The organism is Caballeronia sp. RCC_10 (assembly GCF_041360715.1).
GTDB lineage: Bacteria > Pseudomonadota > Gammaproteobacteria > Burkholderiales > Burkholderiaceae > Caballeronia > Caballeronia grimmiae.
The window spans coordinates 62451-78804 of record NZ_JBFUPT010000013.1 but is presented as its reverse complement, the minus strand read 5'-3'; the positions used below and the strand labels follow the sequence as shown (position 1 = coordinate 78804).

The window sequence follows — 16354 nt, the reverse complement described above, 5'->3', positions numbered from 1 at the left end:
GTCCCGGCTTCAAGCCGCCGCTTTCGTCACCGCATTTTCCCGCTCAAATTGCTCCATCAACGCCGTACGCTTCGTTTCGGCCATCTCGGCGTTACGCTCCTTCACATGCCCGAAACCGCGAACGCTTTGCGGCAACTTCGCAAGCTCGACAGCCGTCGCAAGCCGTGGCGTATCGAGCGATTCAAGCACCTCGCGCATCGACGCTTCGTACACTTCGATCGCCTTGCGTTCCAGCCGACGCTCAGCTGTATATCCGAACGGATCGAGCACGGAACCTCTCAGCACTTTGCCTTTCGCCAGCATCCTGAACACGGTCAGCATCCAGCTTCCGTATTCCTGTTTGAGCAATCGCCCTTGCTTGTCCTTCTTCGCCAGCAACGGTGGCGCGAGATGGAATCGAAGCTTGACATCACCGTCGAACATCGCCGTCGCGCGCTCGGCAAAGTCCGTGTCCGCATAGAGCCGCGCGACCTCGTATTCGTCCTTGTACGCCATCAGCTTGTATAAGCTCACGGCAATCTCGCGACTGACTTTGTCACCACCCACGCACTCGCGTTCTCTCTGAGCCGCTTCTCTGACATAACGCTCATAACGATGCGCGTAAGCGGCACTCTGATAAGCCGTCAGCCTTCGCACGCGATCATCAATGATCTGTTCCAGCGATTCTCTCTTGAGCGGCATCGAAACGACGCTCACTGGCTCCCCGATACCCGCTGCTGCCTTCACGGTGCTCAAGTCGAGCGCCGCTTGTCGGCCCCACGCGAAAGCCGTCTTGTTCATCTCGATGGCCGCGCCGTTCAGTTCGATCGCGCGCATCAACGATTCTTCTTCGAGCGGAACGAGCCCGCGCTGCCATGCAAAGCCAAGCAGGAACATGTTGGTTGCAACGGCGTCGCCCATGAGCGCGGTTGCAATGCGCGTCGCTTCGAGCGAGTCCGTGCGCAGCGAATGCGCTTGCACCTGCGCGAGCAAGCCTTGCGCCGATGCGGACCAGTCCGGATCGCGGGCGAAGCTGCCGGTCGGAGCGACATCGGTATTCACGACGGACACCGTGCGAGCCGTATCGCATAGTGCAACCGCATCCTTGCCCGCGGCCACCATCGAGTCGCAGGCGAGGATCAAGTCCGCTTTCCCGGATGCAACCCGCGCAGCATGCAGCGCGTCGGGCGCGCGTGCGATCCGGATGTGCGACATCACCGCGCCGCCCTTCTGCGCCATGCCCGCCATATCGAGGACGAGCACGCCCTTGCCTTCGATATGCGCTGCCATTCCCATCAACGCGCCGATCGTCACGACGCCCGTTCCGCCGACACCAGTGACCACCACGTTGTACGGCTCGCTCAAGTCAGGCAGCGTCGCCGGCGGAAGACCGGACGGAATGGCGATTTCAGCCTTGCGCGGCTTGCGCAACGTGCCGCCTTCCACTGTCACGAAGCTCGGACAAAATCCCTTCACGCACGAGAAGTCCTTATTGCAGGAGCTTTGGTCGATGGCGCGCTTGCGGCCGAGCGGCGTTTCGAGCGGCAGGATGGATACGCAATTCGACTGCGTGCCGCAATCGCCGCATCCCTCACAGACTTCCTCGTTGATCAACACGCGACGCGCAGGATCAACGAGTTTTTTTTGCTTGCGGCGTCTGCGCTTTTCAGCGGCACACGTCTGCGCATAGACGATGACCGTCACACCCGCCACGTCGCGTAGCTCGCGTTGCAGTTCGTCCATCTTGTCGCGATGCAGAACCCGCGTGCCCGCCGGCAACGCGGCCGCGTCGAACTGCCCGGGGTCGTCCGTCACGAGATGAACCTGCTTCACGCCCTCGGCGACGACCTGATTCACGATCTGCAGCACGCTCGGCCCGCCCTCGACGGGCTGTCCGCCCGTCATGGCAACGGCGTCGTTATAGAGGATCTTGTACGTGATGTCGACGCCCGCCGCGACCGCGGCCCGAATTGCCAGCGAACCGGAGTGCATATACGTGCCGTCGCCGAGATTGGCGAAGATATGGCGCGTCGTGGTGAAGGGCGCCTGCCCGATCCACGAAGCGCCTTCGCCGCCCATCTGCGTGAATGTCTCCGTGCTGCGGTCCATCCACATCGACATGAAGTGGCAACCGATGCCCGCCACCGCCCGGCTGCCCTCGGGCACCTTCGTGGACGTGTTGTGAGGACACCCGGAACAGAAATAGGGCACGCGCTGCGGGAGTTTCATGTCCAGCGCAGGACGCGCCTTGTTGCCTGCGAGGGTTTCGAGAAAAGCATGAACGCTCGACGGCAAACCGTCCGGTCCGAAGACGCGCGCGAGCCGCGCCGCGATGGTGGCCGCGATCGTCGAAGCGTTGAGTTCTCCGTTCGGCGATAAAAGAATGCCGTCCTTGGGGACCTGCACCCATTCGCCCACTTCGGCGTACTTGCCGACCACGCGCGGACGCGACGACACCGGCTCGTTGTACAACTGCTCCTTGATCTGATACTCGATGATCTGCCGCTTCTCTTCGACGACGAGAATCTCCGATAGCCCGTCCGCGAACGCTCGGACGCATTGTGGCTCGAGCGGCCACGAGACGCCGATTTTCAACAGGCGAATGCCGAGCGCGCTTGCGGCATCCTCGTCGAGCCCGAGCAGCACGAGCGCCTCGCGGGTGTCGAGGTAGCTCTTGCCCGTCGTCACGATGCCGAAGCGTGCCTGCGGCGCGTCCCAGAGTTGTCGATTGAGCCGGTTCATTCGCACGTATTCAAGGAGCGCGTAAAGCCGTTCGCGCTGAAGCCGGTTCTCCTGTTCCAGCGGCGCGTCGGGCCAGCGCAAGGAAAAGCCGTCGGGCGGAACGGGATAGCTGTCGGGAATGTTGATCTCGACCGACGCCGGATCGACTTCGAAAGACGACGACGTTTCGATCGTGTCCGTGATTGTCTTGAAGCCGACCCAGCATCCCGAATAGCGCGACATCGCCCAGCCGTGAAGGCCGAATTCGACGAATTCCCGAACGCCGGACGGATTCATCACCGGCATCATCGCGGCGATAAACGCATGTTCGCTTTGATGCGGCAAGCTCGACGACTTGCAACTGTGATCGTCGCCCGCGATGACGAGTACGCCGCCGTGCCGCGATGTTCCCGCGATGTTGCCGTGCTTGAACACGTCGCCGCTGCGGTCGACGCCCGGCCCTTTGCCGTACCACATCGCAAACACACCATCGACCGTCGCGTTGGGATCGAGGTTGACCATCTGTGTGCCCCACACCGCCGTGGCCGCCAGTTCTTCGTTGAGGCCCGGCGTGAACCGGATGGTGTTCGCATCGAGGTGTTTCCTGGCTTTCCACAGTTCCTGATCGACCGCGCCCAGCGGGGAGCCGCGATAACCGGATACGAAGCCTCCCGTCTTCAAACCCTGAGACTCGTCGCGCTGTTTCTGGGCTAGCAGCATCCGCACGAGCGCCTGAGTGCCGGTCATATAGACCCGTCCGTGCGGCTTCACATACTTGTCTTCCAGCGAGATGGGCATCGTCGAGTCTCCGGGTATGTCTTTGGTTTCCACGGAGTGTAGGAAGCGCCTCGCTCATCGTAAAATCATAAATTCGGAAACCCGCTATGACTTTTTCGAATGCCGAGCGACATCACGATCCGTCAATTGCGGTACTTCGTCGCCGCCGCGCAAAGCGGTCAGATCTCGATGGCCGCGGCAAACGAGCATGTGTCGCAGTCGGCCGTGACGAACGCGGTGTCGTCGCTCGAAAGCGCGCTCGGGACGAGGCTCTTCGAACGCTTGCCCCATGGCGTCGCGCTGACGCTGGACGGCCACGACTTCTACAATCACGCGCGGCACGTGCTCGACTCGCTCAGTGATGCGCTTTACAAGTCCCGCTCGCGCTCGAAAGAAGCTCAGGGGACGGTGCGCATCGGGGCGTCGTACACGGTGCTCGGATACTTCCTTCCCGAAGTGCTTGCGCGCTTTGCCGCGAGCTATCCGCAAGTGCACTTCGAATTGCACGACCTCGACCGGGCGACACTGGAAGCGTCGGTGGCGTCGGGCGGCATCGACGTGGGCGTGGCCATCCTGTCGAATCTGGAGTCCATCGGCCGATTCGAGCATCGCAGCCTCGTCAGTTCGCCAAGAAAGCTGTGGGTCGCGCCTTCGCACCCGCTCGCGAAAATCCAGCGGCCGACTCTTCGCGATATCGCGGCGCATCGCTACATCATGCTGACCGTCGACGAGGGCGAGGAATCCGCGCTGCGCTACTGGAAGAAGGTCACGCCTCAGCCGGACGTCTTCCTGCGCACCGGATCGATGGAAGCTTTACGCGGGCTGGTGTCGCACGGATTCGGCGTGACGATTCTCTCGGAGATGGTGTTCCGGCCGTGGTCGCTCGAAGGCAAGCGCATCGAGGCGCGCGAGATCGCCGATCCCGTTCCGCAGATGGACGTAGGCATGTTGTGGAAGAAGGGCTCGCCGTTGTCTCCTGCGGCGAGCGCGTTCGTCGATTTCCTCGGCTACGGGCGCGGAGTCTAGGGGACGCCAGATGCGAATCGATCACTACAGCCTCGAACTTTTCATCTCCGTTGCGGAGACCGGCTCCATCGCACGGGCGGCAAGTCTGAATCACATCGCTGCATCCGCACTAAGCAGGCGGCTGACCGATCTCGAAGCAGTGATGGGCCTGCCGCTGCTCATCCGGTCGGCGGCCGGCGTCGAGCTGACGGAAGCGGGACGTCATGCGCTCTCGTGCGCGAAGTCCGTCGACCGCCAGTTGCGGCAGATGGCGCGCGAGATACAGTCGCTCGGCGGGCAAGTGGCCGGGACGGTGCGGCTATTCGCGAACGCTTCAGCGATCGTTGGCTTCCTGCCGGAGCTGCTCAAGGGCTTTCAGGCTGCGTATCCGCTCGTGGAAATTGCGCTCACCGAGCAGATCAGCGACGAAGTGGTCCGCGCATGTCTCGACGGTCGCGCCGACGTCGGGATATCGGCGAATTCGGAGGCGCCGTCACAACTACAAACGTGGCACTTCGCCGATGACCCGCTGATGGTCGTGCTGCCGCCGGGACACGAACTCGAGCAGCACGATACGGTCGCTTTCGACGATGTGATCCGCTACCCGGTGGTCGCATTGCAGGCGGGCGGCTCACTGGACCAGGTCCTCAAGGAGCGGGCGGAAGCGGCCAGAACGCCGCTGAAACTCGTCGTCACCGTGAACAGCTTCGACGCGCAGTGCCGAATGGTCGAAGCCGGTCTCGGCATTGGCGTCGTGCCGACGAGCGCCGCGTCGGCCTTCGCCGGATCGCGCAATTTCGTCCGCAAGCCGCTCGATGAAGCGTGGGCCCGCAACCGCTCGCTGCACGTCCACGCGCACCGGAAGACGCCGGCACTGCGCGCGGTTCAGGCTCTCATCGATTTCCTCACGCATAAGGGTTAATTCCGATCTCGCAATCTGCGAGAGGGCCCTTGCTCAATCAGCACTTCCACCGTGGCGCGCTTGCCGTCTACAGTCTGCTCCCAAGGAGACGTTCGATGGCAAGCCTAACCCTGACGGGCCGGATTCTTTTTCTCAGCACGGACCCGGACCTCGTGCAACGACAGCTCGAAGGCCACGACCTCACGCTCGCCACGGCGGGCGCGCTGAGAGACGACATCTCGACCGACGAGATCACGCCGGTGAGCGTCCTTACGCGCTTCGACGAACGGCTCGGCGCGGTGCCTTATGTCGGGTTTCATGCGGGCGAGCGCAATCCCATCGGCCACAACGCGGTCCGCGACGGCAAGTTCTGCGTGACCGTCGGCGGGAATCGTTACGGCAAGGGATCGTCGCGCGAGCATAGCCCGCTCGCCGAGTACAGCGCCGGCATTCGTCTCGTCATCGCTCACAGCTTCGAGCGGATCTATCGGCAGAATGCGGACAACCTCGGACTCTTTACGTCGACAGATTTCGGGTTGATCGAGCGCATCCAGAGCGGCGAGGCGCTCGACATCGAAGAGCTGGTCGGTTCCCGCGACGCTCTCGCAGCCGCGATCCTCCGAAACGGCGGGCTTCTTCGATACGGCGCGGCGCACATGAAGCAGATCGTTCCGGTATCGGCCGAACCGGGCAGCGGGCCGCGCACGCTGACCCAGAAGATACTCGAGCGTCATGCGCTGAAAACCGAAGGTACCGACGGGACGCTTGCTCCCGGCTCGGGGACGTTCGTGCGCGCCGACTGGCGTTTCATCCACGAGTACTACACCGGCATGGCCGCGCACATGCTGCATAAGACCTTCGGCCGTCCGCTGACTTTGCATCAGCCGGAAACGATCCTGGCGTTCGAAGATCACCTCTCGTATTCGCACAAGAGCGAGCTTCATATCAGGAACGGCCTGCTTCCCAACGTGCGTGAACTGTCGAGCGCGCATCGTCAGTTCGCGAGGGACTACGGGCTGGTTAATCACGGCTATCTGAACGAACGCGACGGCGGCATCGAAGAAGGCTCGGAAGGCATCTCGCACGCGATGATGGCGGAGCAGTACGCGCTTCCGGGTCAGGTCGTCGTCGGAACCGATTCGCATACGCCGCACAGCGGCGCGCTGGGTTGCGTGGCCTTCGGCGTCGGCACGACCGACATGTCGAATGCGTTCGTCACGGGCGCGGTTCGCCTGACCGTGCCGCAGTCGCTGCGTGTCAACCTCAACGGTCGCGTGCCGGCAGGCGTGACAGCGAAAGACATCGTCCTGCATCTTCTGGCCGATCCCGGGATTCGAGAGGGCTCGGGCGTGGGCAAGGTTTTCGAATTCGCTGGCCCGGCGATCGCCGACCTGACCACGGACGAACGGACCACGCTGACCAACATGACCGCCGAACTCGGCGGCTTCACCGGCATCGTTGCACCCGATCAGGAGACGGTCCGCTTTCTGAGGGAACGACGCGGCATCGACTTCGTGCTCGAACCGTGGATGTGCAGCGATGACGGCGCGGCCTACGCAGCCGTGATCGATATCGACTGCTCCGGCATCACGCCGATGCTCGCGGCGCCCGGCGATCCCGGCAACGGTGTGCCCTTGTCCGCGCTCAGCGAGCGGCCGGCGGTGGACATCGCCTATGGCGGATCGTGCACGGCCGGCAAGCGCGAGGACTTCGATCACTATCACGAAGTGCTTTCGTGGGCTGCGGCTCGCGGGCTGTCGGTGCCATCGAACGTGCAGCTTTTCCTGCAGTTCGGAACCTCCGACGTGCGCGACTATTGCGTCGCGCGTGGCTATCTGAAGGCGTTCGAGCAGGTCGGCGCGGTATTGCTGCAGCCCGCTTGCGGCGCGTGTGCGAACTGCGGCCCCGGCTCGTCGACGGAGTCGTCGCAGGTCACGATCAGCGCGATCAATCGCAACTTCAACGGCCGGTCGGGACCGGGGAAAGTGTGGCTCGCGAGCCCGCCTACCGTCGCGGCAAGCGCGATCGCCGGCAAGGTGACGTCGTTCGACGAGTTGCAACGGCTCTACGCCTGACGCGTTCGTTGCGCGCTTCGATGCTCACTTCGATACAGCAATGAGGCGAGCAGTCGCCCCGCACGCTTCAGTTACAGCGCACCCGACCACCACAATACTATTCAGGAGACACCTATGGCCATCGCGGAAAGTACCCCGGGCTTTCGAGCGCCAGCCGAAGGCGCGCCAGAATCAGCGATCACCGGCATAACCGGCGGTGAAGTCGGTGAAATCTCCGCCCGGCTGGACCGGCTGCCCGCGACGAAGGCGGTATGGAAACTCATCCTGCTTCTGAGCCTCGGCTTCTTCTTCGAACTGTACGACCTGCTCTTTACTGGCTACATTGCGCCGGGACTGGTCAAGAGCGGCATCCTTTCATCGACCACGCACGGGCTGTTCGGCACATCGGGCGTGGCGAGCTTCATTGCGGCGCTGTTTTCCGGCCTGTTCATCGGCACGGCGGCATGCGGCTTTCTTGCCGACAAGTTCGGCCGCCGCGCGATCTTCACTTACTCGCTGCTCTGGTACGTCGCCGCCAACGCGATCATGGCGTTTCAGGACACCGCGTTCGGGCTGAACCTGTGGCGCTTCGTCTCGGGACTGGGTATCGGCGTCGAACTGATCACCATCGGCACTTACATGTCCGAACTCGCGCCGAAGCATTTGCGAGGCAGGGCCTTCGCGGTGTGTCAGGCCATCGGTTTTTCGGCTGTGCCGGTCGTCGCTTACCTGTCCTACTTGCTCGTACCCGTCGCGCCGTTCGGCTTCGACGGCTGGCGCTGGGTCGTCTTAATCGGCGGTGTCAGCGCGCTGTTTGTCTGGTACTTCCGCCGCAACCTTCCTGAGAGCCCGCGATGGCTCGCGAGCAAGGGCCGCGTCGATGAAGCCGACGCCGCCCTGAAGAAGCTCGAGGCGCAAGTCGAAAGCCAGTTCGGGCAGCCACTGCCGCCGCCGGGTCCATCCGAACCCGTTCCGCGACGCGCGAGTTTCGCCGATATGTGGAAGCCGCCCTATCGCCGCCGGACCTTGATGCTCATCATCTTCCACATCTTCCAGACGGTGGGCTTTTACGGCTTCGCGAACTGGGTTCCGACGTTGCTGGTGAAGCAAGGCATCACGGTCACGTCCAGTTTGCTATACACCACGGTCATCGGACTCGCGGCGCCGATCGGCCCGTTGCTGGGCTACTGGATCGCCGACCGCTTCGAGCGCAAGCACGTGATCGTCGCGATGGCATCGGTGAATATCGCCGCTGGTTTGCTCTTCAGTCAGGCAGGCTCGCCCGCCACGATCGTCGTCCTCGGCGTGCTCCTCACGTTAGCCGGCAATATCATTTCATTCACGTATCACACCTATCAGCAGGAGCTTTATCCGACGACGATTCGCGCCCGTGCCGTTGGATTCGTGTACTCGTGGAGCCGCCTGTCCGCCGTCTTCAGCTCGTTCGTGATTGCGTTCGTCCTGCGAGATTTCGGCGTTCACGGTGTCTTCGTGTTCATTGCGAGCGCGATGTTCTGCGTGATTCTCGCGATAGGCCTGATGGGTCCACGAACCTTGGGCAAGTCTCTCGAAAGCATCTCCCACTAGCGAACCGGCGGCAAGCGTGCTGAACCTTCTCAGCGCGCCTGCCCCAGCTGCTCGTCGATCGTCTTCGTCAGCGGCGATTGCACGTCGCCCGTGTGCTTCGTCTGCACTGGCTCGATCAGCACGATCCAGCATTCTTCATCGGCGACGGGATTGTGTAGCGTACCGCGCGGCACGACGTGCATCGAACCAGCAGGCAAGTCGACGACGCGGCCGCCTTCGTACTCGATCCTCAGATGCCCGCGCACGACGAAGAAGAGCTCGTCCTCGTGCTTGTGGTCGTGCCAGACGAGCTGGCCGCGCACCTTTGCGACCTTCACGTATTGATCGTTGACCTGCGCGACGACTTTGGGCGACCAGTATTCGGACACATCGCCGAATGCGGCTTCGAGGTTGAACGATTCGGCAAATGCAATAACGGACATCATCATCTCCAGATGGACAGAACGGATGCGGCCAGCAGCGCACCCATCGCAAGATTCAGCATGCGCCAGTGAGCCGGCGTTCGCAGCACCCGCGCAAGCAATGCGCCGAGCGCGCACCAAAGCGCCAGCGACCCGCTCGCCGCCACGCCGAACGCCGCGCCAAGCAGGACCGCGAGCTGGCGAGGACTGCTCGCAAGCATCGCGAACGAAGCCGCCGCGCCGACGGTCATCGCCCAGCTTTTCGGGTTCAGCCACAACAGCAGCATGCCGTTGGCGAGCGTGACCGGCTGCGTGGGACCGCTATTCGCAGTCGGCGGGCCGCTTCGAGCCACGCGCCATGCCAGCCAAAGCAAGTACGCCGACCCCAGCGTCTTCACGACGATTTGCAGCGCGGGCATCGCGAGCAGCATGCTGCCTAGACCGAGCGCGGCGACGGCGGCGAGCAAAGTAAGACCGATCGCGATGCCGAGCATCAGCGGAATCGAGCGCCTGAAGCCGAACCGTGCTCCCGACGCGGTGGCGAGCGTCGTCGCACCGCCGGGTGTGACGGTCGCGACAACTGCGAACAAGAGAAGCGAGAGATCGAGCGAAGCCATCGGTGCGCATGCGAGTGAGCCGCCTGCACTTTATCGGTCGCGGATGCATCAGCAAAACCAATAATATTGATGCCGGGCATTACGCCGCATAATGCATGTATGCCTCGAAACCTCGATCTCGATCTCATCCGCACTTTCGTCACCGTCGCCGACAGCGGCAGCATGACGGTCGCCGCGAACCGGCTGCACCTCACGCAAGGCGCCGTCAGCCAGCAGGTCAAACGTCTCGAAGACGTGCTGGACTGCCTGTTGTTCGTGCGCAAGACGCGCAAGCTGGAACTAACGCGACAAGGCGAGCAGTTCCTCGTCAAGGCGCGTCAGTTGATGCAGCTGAACGATGAAATATGGGCCGGCCTGACCGGGCAGTCGCTGAGCGGCAGTCTGCGCGTCGGCGTGCCGTACGATCTGGTGACGCCGCTCGCACCTGCGATGAAAGCGTTCGCCGAGACGCATCCGCAGGTGGAAATCACACTGGTCTGCGGCGCGTCGCCCGAATTGCGCGAGGCGCTGGATGGCGGGCGCGTGGATGTATCGCTGGCGGAATACCCTGCGAGCGAGGCCGAGGGCGAAGTGATTCGCGTGGAGCCGCTCGTCTGGGTGACGGGGCGTGACAGCGACGCGTGGCGGAAGCGGCCCTTGCCTCTGTCGATGGTGGACGAACGCTGCGCCTTTCGCCCGGTCGTGCTCGGTGCACTCGCGGACGAAGGCATACTCTGGCGCACCGTGTTCGAGAGCGGCAACATCGAAGCCACTGCCGCCACGGTGCGAGCGGGCCTTGCGATTACTGCGTGGCTCGTGTCGACGGTGCCCGCCGACCTCGAGACGCTCGCGCCCCGTGTAGCCGGTTTGCCTGCGCTCCCATCGTTTGCCATCTGCCTGCTGTTGCCGAAGTCGGTTCAACCGGCGGCGCTCGAGTTCGCACGCTGCGTGCGGGAATCGATGGCGGGTGACGTTGCTTCGAGCGGGCAACTGGCGAGCGTTGCGTGACGCCGGCGCCATTGAATGGCTCGCTTCTCTTCGGCGTTGGGCCATAGATTCGATTGCGAGCGCGATCGAATCATGCTGAAACGCCTTTCGGTATTACGTGAAAACCCAAAAGGAAAACCTCTTCATTGCACCTAAACGCTTCAGCCATGACTGAACTCGCCTGCTCCCGCTTCTTCCAGGCGTCTTCTCCAATCGGCGCGCGAAGCTGCGAGCGCGTGGAATCGCACAGCAGCCAACCTTCAGTGCGCGCGGGAATGCAGAACGCGGTCGAGCGCCCTTCGCACGCGAACGGCGCGGTCTTCGAACACGTAAGCAGCAATTAGCGCGAGCACACCCGCGATTGCTCCGGTGAGGACGTGCTCTAGATAAGGGACGCGATAGCGGCTCGCGTGCGAATAGGCATCGCCCAACATGCTCAGCACCGCGACAACGGCCGCATTGCCATAGCGATTCGTATAGAGCCTGCGCGCGGGAGTGAACGTGACGAGCACCGCCAACAGGCCAGTGAAGAGACCGGTCCTGAGCGCTATGGTCCAGTGCGCGAGACTGATGACCTGGCTCCAACTGCCGGGCATGCAGGTCATGCAAGCGCACGTCGGCTGCCAGAAACGCTGAATGAACCGTGCGGCGCGATGCTTCCACTCGTTGGCCATGATCGTCCTCGGGTACCCCGTTTGTGAACTATACGACTCTCCGTTGACGAAGTGCATGCGGTTCCACGTTGCAACAAACGACCCGGTCCCGGTGCCGCAAGTCGTATCCAGGAAACGATTCCGACTGCAAGTGTTGATCCCGTAAATCTGAGTTGCCGTTCGCATTGCGGCGAAGCGCGGCGGATTGACCCAAACTGACCAGCTACTGAATGCACGGGGCCCGCGTCTCAAAGTCCTGCTGGAACACAATTCACATCGTTAGTTTTCCTTTTGATTCATCCAGAAGTGAATCGGACCGCATCGATATGAAAGCAAAATCGTGCATGGTTCAACTCATTGCATACGCATCGCTCAATGAAAAAGCGCAGCAAAGGTGTTACTCGGTTTTCACCCGACGCATCTATCCACCAAGTCTTGTCTCGCCGTGACTTCCTGCGTCTGCTGATGGCGGGAGCGGGCGGCGCTGCGTTGTCGTCATGCGGAGGCGGAGGCGGCGGCGACCAGCAGGCCGCGACGCAAGCCGCAAACGGCGTATCCGGACCAGCGAACGCGATCAACCCGCCCACTACCACGGTCTCGGGAGATGCCATCCGTTCGCCCGGCACCACCGTCTCGGAAGATGCAACTCGTCCGCCCAGTACCGAGGTTTCGGCGGCCGCAACCTATTCGCCCGGCATTACCATTCCGCCCGCCGCATCCATCACTGACAGCGCGGGCGATATCTGGACGCTGGTCGGCGGCCGTGTAATGAAGAACGGCATCAACATCCTGACTGGCTCGAGTGTCACGCTAGCGCTAATTCTGTATCTCAACGGCATCGTCTTCGCACAGAATTCGCGCGGCGTCTGGTATCAGAACGGCGTGCCGTGGAAAAACATCGGCACGATCGATCCGCGCAACGTGGTGAAGCCGTCGAACAAGTCGCTGTTTTATGGCGTCAACGGGCACATGGCCTGGGACGCGGGCGTCTACTACACGATGACGGCGGAGCAGCAACTCGCCATTCTGAAGGACCTCGGCGTGACGATGTATCGCTGCGACACGGCCGATGCGGGCATGTCCACGACGCTCGCGATGGCGCTGCGCGGCGCGTTCGCAGGCAGCGGTGTCGGCATCATGCCGGTGCTCAATCCGCGTTCGTCAGACTGGAATCCGAGGGGCACTGAAGCCACCGCTTATTCGCTCGGCTATGACCTTGCCGTACGCTGCACGCAACCGTTGAAGGGCCTCGTTACACATATCGAATGCGGCAATGAACTGGATACCGTCGGCCTGCAAATCGGCGGCGACGGCAGCCAGACGTCGGACTGGAACCCGGCCGAGTGGCCGTCGTTCCGGGGCGTGATCCGCGGCATGATCGCGGGCGTGAAGGCGGTCGATCCGACCATCAAGTGCGGCGTGAACGTCGGTACACCGATGGCATATCGCGCATTGCAAATGCTCTGGAACGGCATCACGCCGAACGGGACGGCAGCCGGCGTATCGGGTGCAGCGACGCTTCAGTGGGACTACACGACTTATCACTGGTATCACAGCTCGGGCAAGATCGAGTGCGGCGGGCGCGACAACGCGTGCATCAACGTGTTGCAAGTACTGAAGGACTCGTTCAACGTGCCGATCTGGCTGACGGAATGGGGCTGGTCAGGCCGGGAGGATTCACCGGCGACGCAATCGGCGTATGTGCAGGAAACGATGGCGTCGTACTTCGAAATCAAGGACACGTACAACCTCGAAAGCATCATGATCTTCACGATGATCGACGTCGACTACGGCCTGATCCTCGCCGACGGCGTGACGAAGGGCCCGGCATACGAAACGTTCAAGAACTTCATCGCGGTGAATCCAGTGAGAGCGTTGTGGTGAACCTTCCGGTTAATTGGGTTGTCCACTATTTGTTTGCGCCGGCGTCGCAACCACTAGCCAGCGAGACAATCCATGTATTAGGTATATATTACATTAGCTCCGGCTGAAAAACTAACCAAACAGATAAAGTTTCCGCTTGAGCCGTCGATAACTGAAAGGACATCGACAGGTACCAGCACTCCACTGTTCGGTTTTTGTCGACTAGTCCGTCCTGCGTCTGCCCTAATACCAATAACCGGCTCTGGGATTCATCAATGTTCAACTTGCACCATCTCAAGGTCGGCACGCGGCTGACCGTTGGCTTTGGCGTCGTCGTTGCGATGCTCGTGATCGTGGCTGCGATCAGCTTCTTCAACATGCGCACGCTCAGCAATGGGATCACGCTTATCACCGAAGATCGGATGGTCAAAGCGGCCGAGATATCCAAAGCCAAGGACTCGGCAAGTCAGACCGTCCTGCGATTGCAGCGCGCCGCAATCACCGGACGTCAGGAAGATATTCAGGCGATGAAGGCCGGTATCATTGAGGCATCCGAATCAACTTCGAAGCGCCTTGAACACGTTCGACGGCTGATTTCGTCATCACGCGGTCATGAACTGTTCAACGCGCTTGTAGAAGCGCGTGGCCGTAACACCGCCGCGCGCAATGTCGCCGTCGACATGTTGAGCGCAGGTCGGGTCGACGATGCCCGGGCGCACATTGCGGGACCGCTCACAACAGCCCAAGGCCAGTATTTCGCGGCGTTGGACGCGATGGTTGCCTACCAGTTTCAGTTGGCCGACGAGTCCGCGAAGGAAGCGAATGCCGCCTACGATCGTGCGTGCGTGCTCTCGTTTGGAGCAACCATCGCGGCCGTGCTCATGGCGATTGCCGCCATGCTGGTCATCACGCGATCGGTGACGAAGCCGGTCAAAGACGCGCTCGATGCAATGACCGCATTGGCGCAAGGCGATCTGACTCATCGAGTCGAAGCCGCTGGCCGCGATGAACTCGCCACCCTGATGCGTGCGATACAAGCCGCATTTGCCAAGCTGTCTTCGCTCGCGAATGGAATCAAGGAGTCCGTCGACGTCATTCGAACGGCATCCGGTGAGATCGCGGCTGGAAGCACGGATTTGTCTTCGCGCACCGAACAGCAAGCGGCATCGTTGGAAGAGACCGCGGCGAGCATGGAAGAACTCACTGCGACCGTCAAGCAGAACTCCGAGAACGCGATGCAGGCAAGCGGCCTCGCCGACAACGCGAATGGCGTTGCAAACGAAGGCAGCGCGATCATCGGGCAAGTCATTCAAACGATGGACGCGATCGAGCAAAGCTCGGGCAAGATCGGGGAGATCATCGGCATGATCGAGGGGATCGCGTTTCAAACCAACATTCTCGCGCTCAATGCTGCCGTCGAAGCCGCGCGCGCGGGCGAACAGGGCCGCGGTTTCGCAGTCGTCGCGAGCGAAGTGCGCAGCCTCGCGCAGCGATCGTCGACTGCGGCGAAAGAGATCAGAGAGCTTATCGAAGCGTCTGGCGATCGCGTTCAGACCGGTACGGAGTTAGTGGCAAAGGCAGGCGAAACAATGCAGCGGGTCGGCACTGCGATCCAGCGCGTCACTGACATCATGGGCGAGATTGCGTCGGCATCGAATGAGCAGACGCGAGGTATCGAGCAGGTGAATCAGGCCATCTCGCAGATGGACGAGGTGACACAGCAGAATGCCGCGTTGGTCGAAGAGGCGGCGGCCGCGGCGGGATCGATGGAGGATCAGGCCAAACAACTGAGCGAAGCTGTCGCGGTGTTTCGCACTGGCCAGACGTATGCGGTGGCTCCTCAAGTTACGCGACCGCTGCTGCGTGACAAGCCACTCAAGGCAACGGGCGCCGTGAAGCCGCCGGTTACACCGGCGTTATCCGGCGCGGACTGGTCAGCCTTTTGAGCTTCGACAGGAGCGGCGGGCTCGTCGCGGGAGAAATGCGCTGGCGAGTAATGCGCTTCAACGCCATACCGCAACGAACATTCTAGAAGCGGTACACCGCCGACGCCATTCCGTTGACATCGAGTCGCCGCTGCGTAATCGGGCTACCAGCGGCGTATTTCTCGAGGCGTCCGACTACCGCCGCAACGCTCGCGGACCAGTGAGAGTCGATCTCATACGTGGCGCTCACATTCAGGTGGACGTCACGCAGGCCCGATCGAGTTGCGTATTGCGGCAGCCCCGACGCGGCGCTTTCCTGCGCGTTCACACCAAAGAACGTCTCTGTGTACGTCGCGCTGGCCCAGGTGATTCCCGGCCCCATCGACACGAGCCATTTGCCGAGCGGCGCCGACATATAAAGATCTGCCATGGCGGTCATGCCTTGTCCGGTTCCGGCGATGTCCTGATAGACCGCCGCCGCGCCGGTGAACGCCCACCAGGTGTAATCGGCGAAGAGGCGCAACTTCGGCCCGTAGTGCACATCGGGCAAGCCTTTGAGCCGGGCATCGTCGGATGCGCTGCGTGACTGGAAATCGAAACTCAACGACGTACCGACATGATAGTTCTCGCCATGTAGCACGTTGATGCCGAGCACATCCGGTCCCTGAGAGAAGATGCGATCGCGCCACGAGATGTCCTGCGCGGGCAGCGGAAACAGCTTGAGCCGGGAGGAGCCGGGATACGCCGGAAAAATGTAGACCCCTGGCCCGACGGCGACTTTCCAGTCACCTTGCGCTGGTGCTTGCGCTTGCGGTTCGGCGGCGCTGACGCTGCCAGCGGCCCATAACAATGCATGAGCGATGCACCCTGCAACGCGCGTGCGAACGCCGCGTGACATGACGGTG

The 16354-nt window shown here is 62.0% G+C and carries 12 protein-coding genes; 7 read left to right on the top strand and 5 right to left on the bottom strand.

From position 1 onward, the window contains the following. Positions 1 to 9: 9 nt before the first annotated feature. On the bottom strand, positions 10 to 3498 hold the full coding sequence (locus AB6804_RS21570; RefSeq protein ID WP_370888191.1) for an indolepyruvate ferredoxin oxidoreductase family protein: 3489 nt from the start codon (positions 3496 to 3498) through the stop codon (positions 10 to 12). A gap of 99 nt (positions 3499 to 3597) precedes the next feature. On the opposite strand from AB6804_RS21570, the gene AB6804_RS21565 reads away from it, so the two are divergent. The 4 genes from AB6804_RS21565 to AB6804_RS21550 all read left to right on the top strand — a co-directional run bounded on the left by AB6804_RS21565 (position 3598) and on the right by AB6804_RS21550 (position 9024). Then, complete coding sequence (locus AB6804_RS21565; RefSeq protein WP_370888190.1) at positions 3598 to 4503, top strand: LysR family transcriptional regulator; 906 nt, start codon at positions 3598 to 3600, stop codon at positions 4501 to 4503. A gap of 10 nt (positions 4504 to 4513) precedes the next feature. Then, entirely contained in the window at positions 4514 to 5404 is an 891-nt protein-coding gene (locus tag AB6804_RS21560; RefSeq protein WP_370888189.1) for a LysR substrate-binding domain-containing protein, read from the top strand. Between the two features lie 95 nt (positions 5405 to 5499). After that, positions 5500 to 7458: an aconitase family protein gene (locus AB6804_RS21555; RefSeq protein ID WP_370888188.1), complete on the top strand. Its 1959-nt coding sequence runs from the start codon at positions 5500 to 5502 to the stop codon at positions 7456 to 7458. Between the two features lie 114 nt (positions 7459 to 7572). Then, the gene (locus AB6804_RS21550) at positions 7573 to 9024 is read left to right on the top strand and encodes an MFS transporter (protein WP_370888187.1); all 1452 of its coding nucleotides are present in this window, start codon (positions 7573 to 7575) and stop codon (positions 9022 to 9024) included. A 29-nt stretch (positions 9025 to 9053) separates the two neighbouring features. On the opposite strand, the gene AB6804_RS21545 is transcribed toward AB6804_RS21550, so the two are convergent. Then, entirely contained in the window at positions 9054 to 9446 is a 393-nt protein-coding gene (locus AB6804_RS21545; protein ID WP_370888186.1) for a cupin domain-containing protein, read from the bottom strand. 2 nt (positions 9447 to 9448) lie between these two features. Continuing rightward, positions 9449 to 10042 carry a LysE family translocator gene (locus AB6804_RS21540; RefSeq protein ID WP_370888185.1) on the bottom strand — a complete coding sequence of 198 codons (594 nt, stop codon included), beginning with the start codon at positions 10040 to 10042 and terminating at the stop codon, positions 9449 to 9451. Positions 10043 to 10141: 99 nt separating this feature from the next. Here AB6804_RS21540 and AB6804_RS21535 point away from each other — a divergent pair, with 99 nt between their 5' ends. After that, positions 10142 to 11029 carry a LysR substrate-binding domain-containing protein gene (locus AB6804_RS21535; RefSeq protein ID WP_370888184.1) on the top strand — a complete coding sequence of 296 codons (888 nt, stop codon included), beginning with the start codon at positions 10142 to 10144 and terminating at the stop codon, positions 11027 to 11029. 239 nt (positions 11030 to 11268) lie between these two features. Here AB6804_RS21535 and AB6804_RS21530 read toward each other — a convergent pair whose 3' ends face one another. Continuing rightward, the gene (locus AB6804_RS21530; RefSeq protein ID WP_370888183.1) at positions 11269 to 11682 is read right to left on the bottom strand and encodes a hypothetical protein; all 414 of its coding nucleotides are present in this window, start codon (positions 11680 to 11682) and stop codon (positions 11269 to 11271) included. Positions 11683 to 12096: 414 nt separating this feature from the next. On the opposite strand from AB6804_RS21530, the gene AB6804_RS21525 reads away from it, so the two are divergent. Beyond that, the gene (locus AB6804_RS21525; protein WP_370888182.1) at positions 12097 to 13545 is read left to right on the top strand and encodes a glycosyl hydrolase; all 1449 of its coding nucleotides are present in this window, start codon (positions 12097 to 12099) and stop codon (positions 13543 to 13545) included. A gap of 254 nt (positions 13546 to 13799) precedes the next feature. Further along, positions 13800 to 15470 (top strand): methyl-accepting chemotaxis protein, encoded by a 1671-nt coding sequence (locus AB6804_RS21520; RefSeq protein ID WP_370888181.1) that lies wholly within the window; start codon positions 13800 to 13802, stop codon positions 15468 to 15470. A gap of 82 nt (positions 15471 to 15552) precedes the next feature. On the opposite strand, the gene AB6804_RS21515 is transcribed toward AB6804_RS21520, so the two are convergent. After that, positions 15553 to 16347 carry a MipA/OmpV family protein gene (locus AB6804_RS21515; protein ID WP_370888274.1) on the bottom strand — a complete coding sequence of 265 codons (795 nt, stop codon included), beginning with the start codon at positions 16345 to 16347 and terminating at the stop codon, positions 15553 to 15555. Between the last annotated feature and the right edge of the window lie 7 nt (positions 16348 to 16354).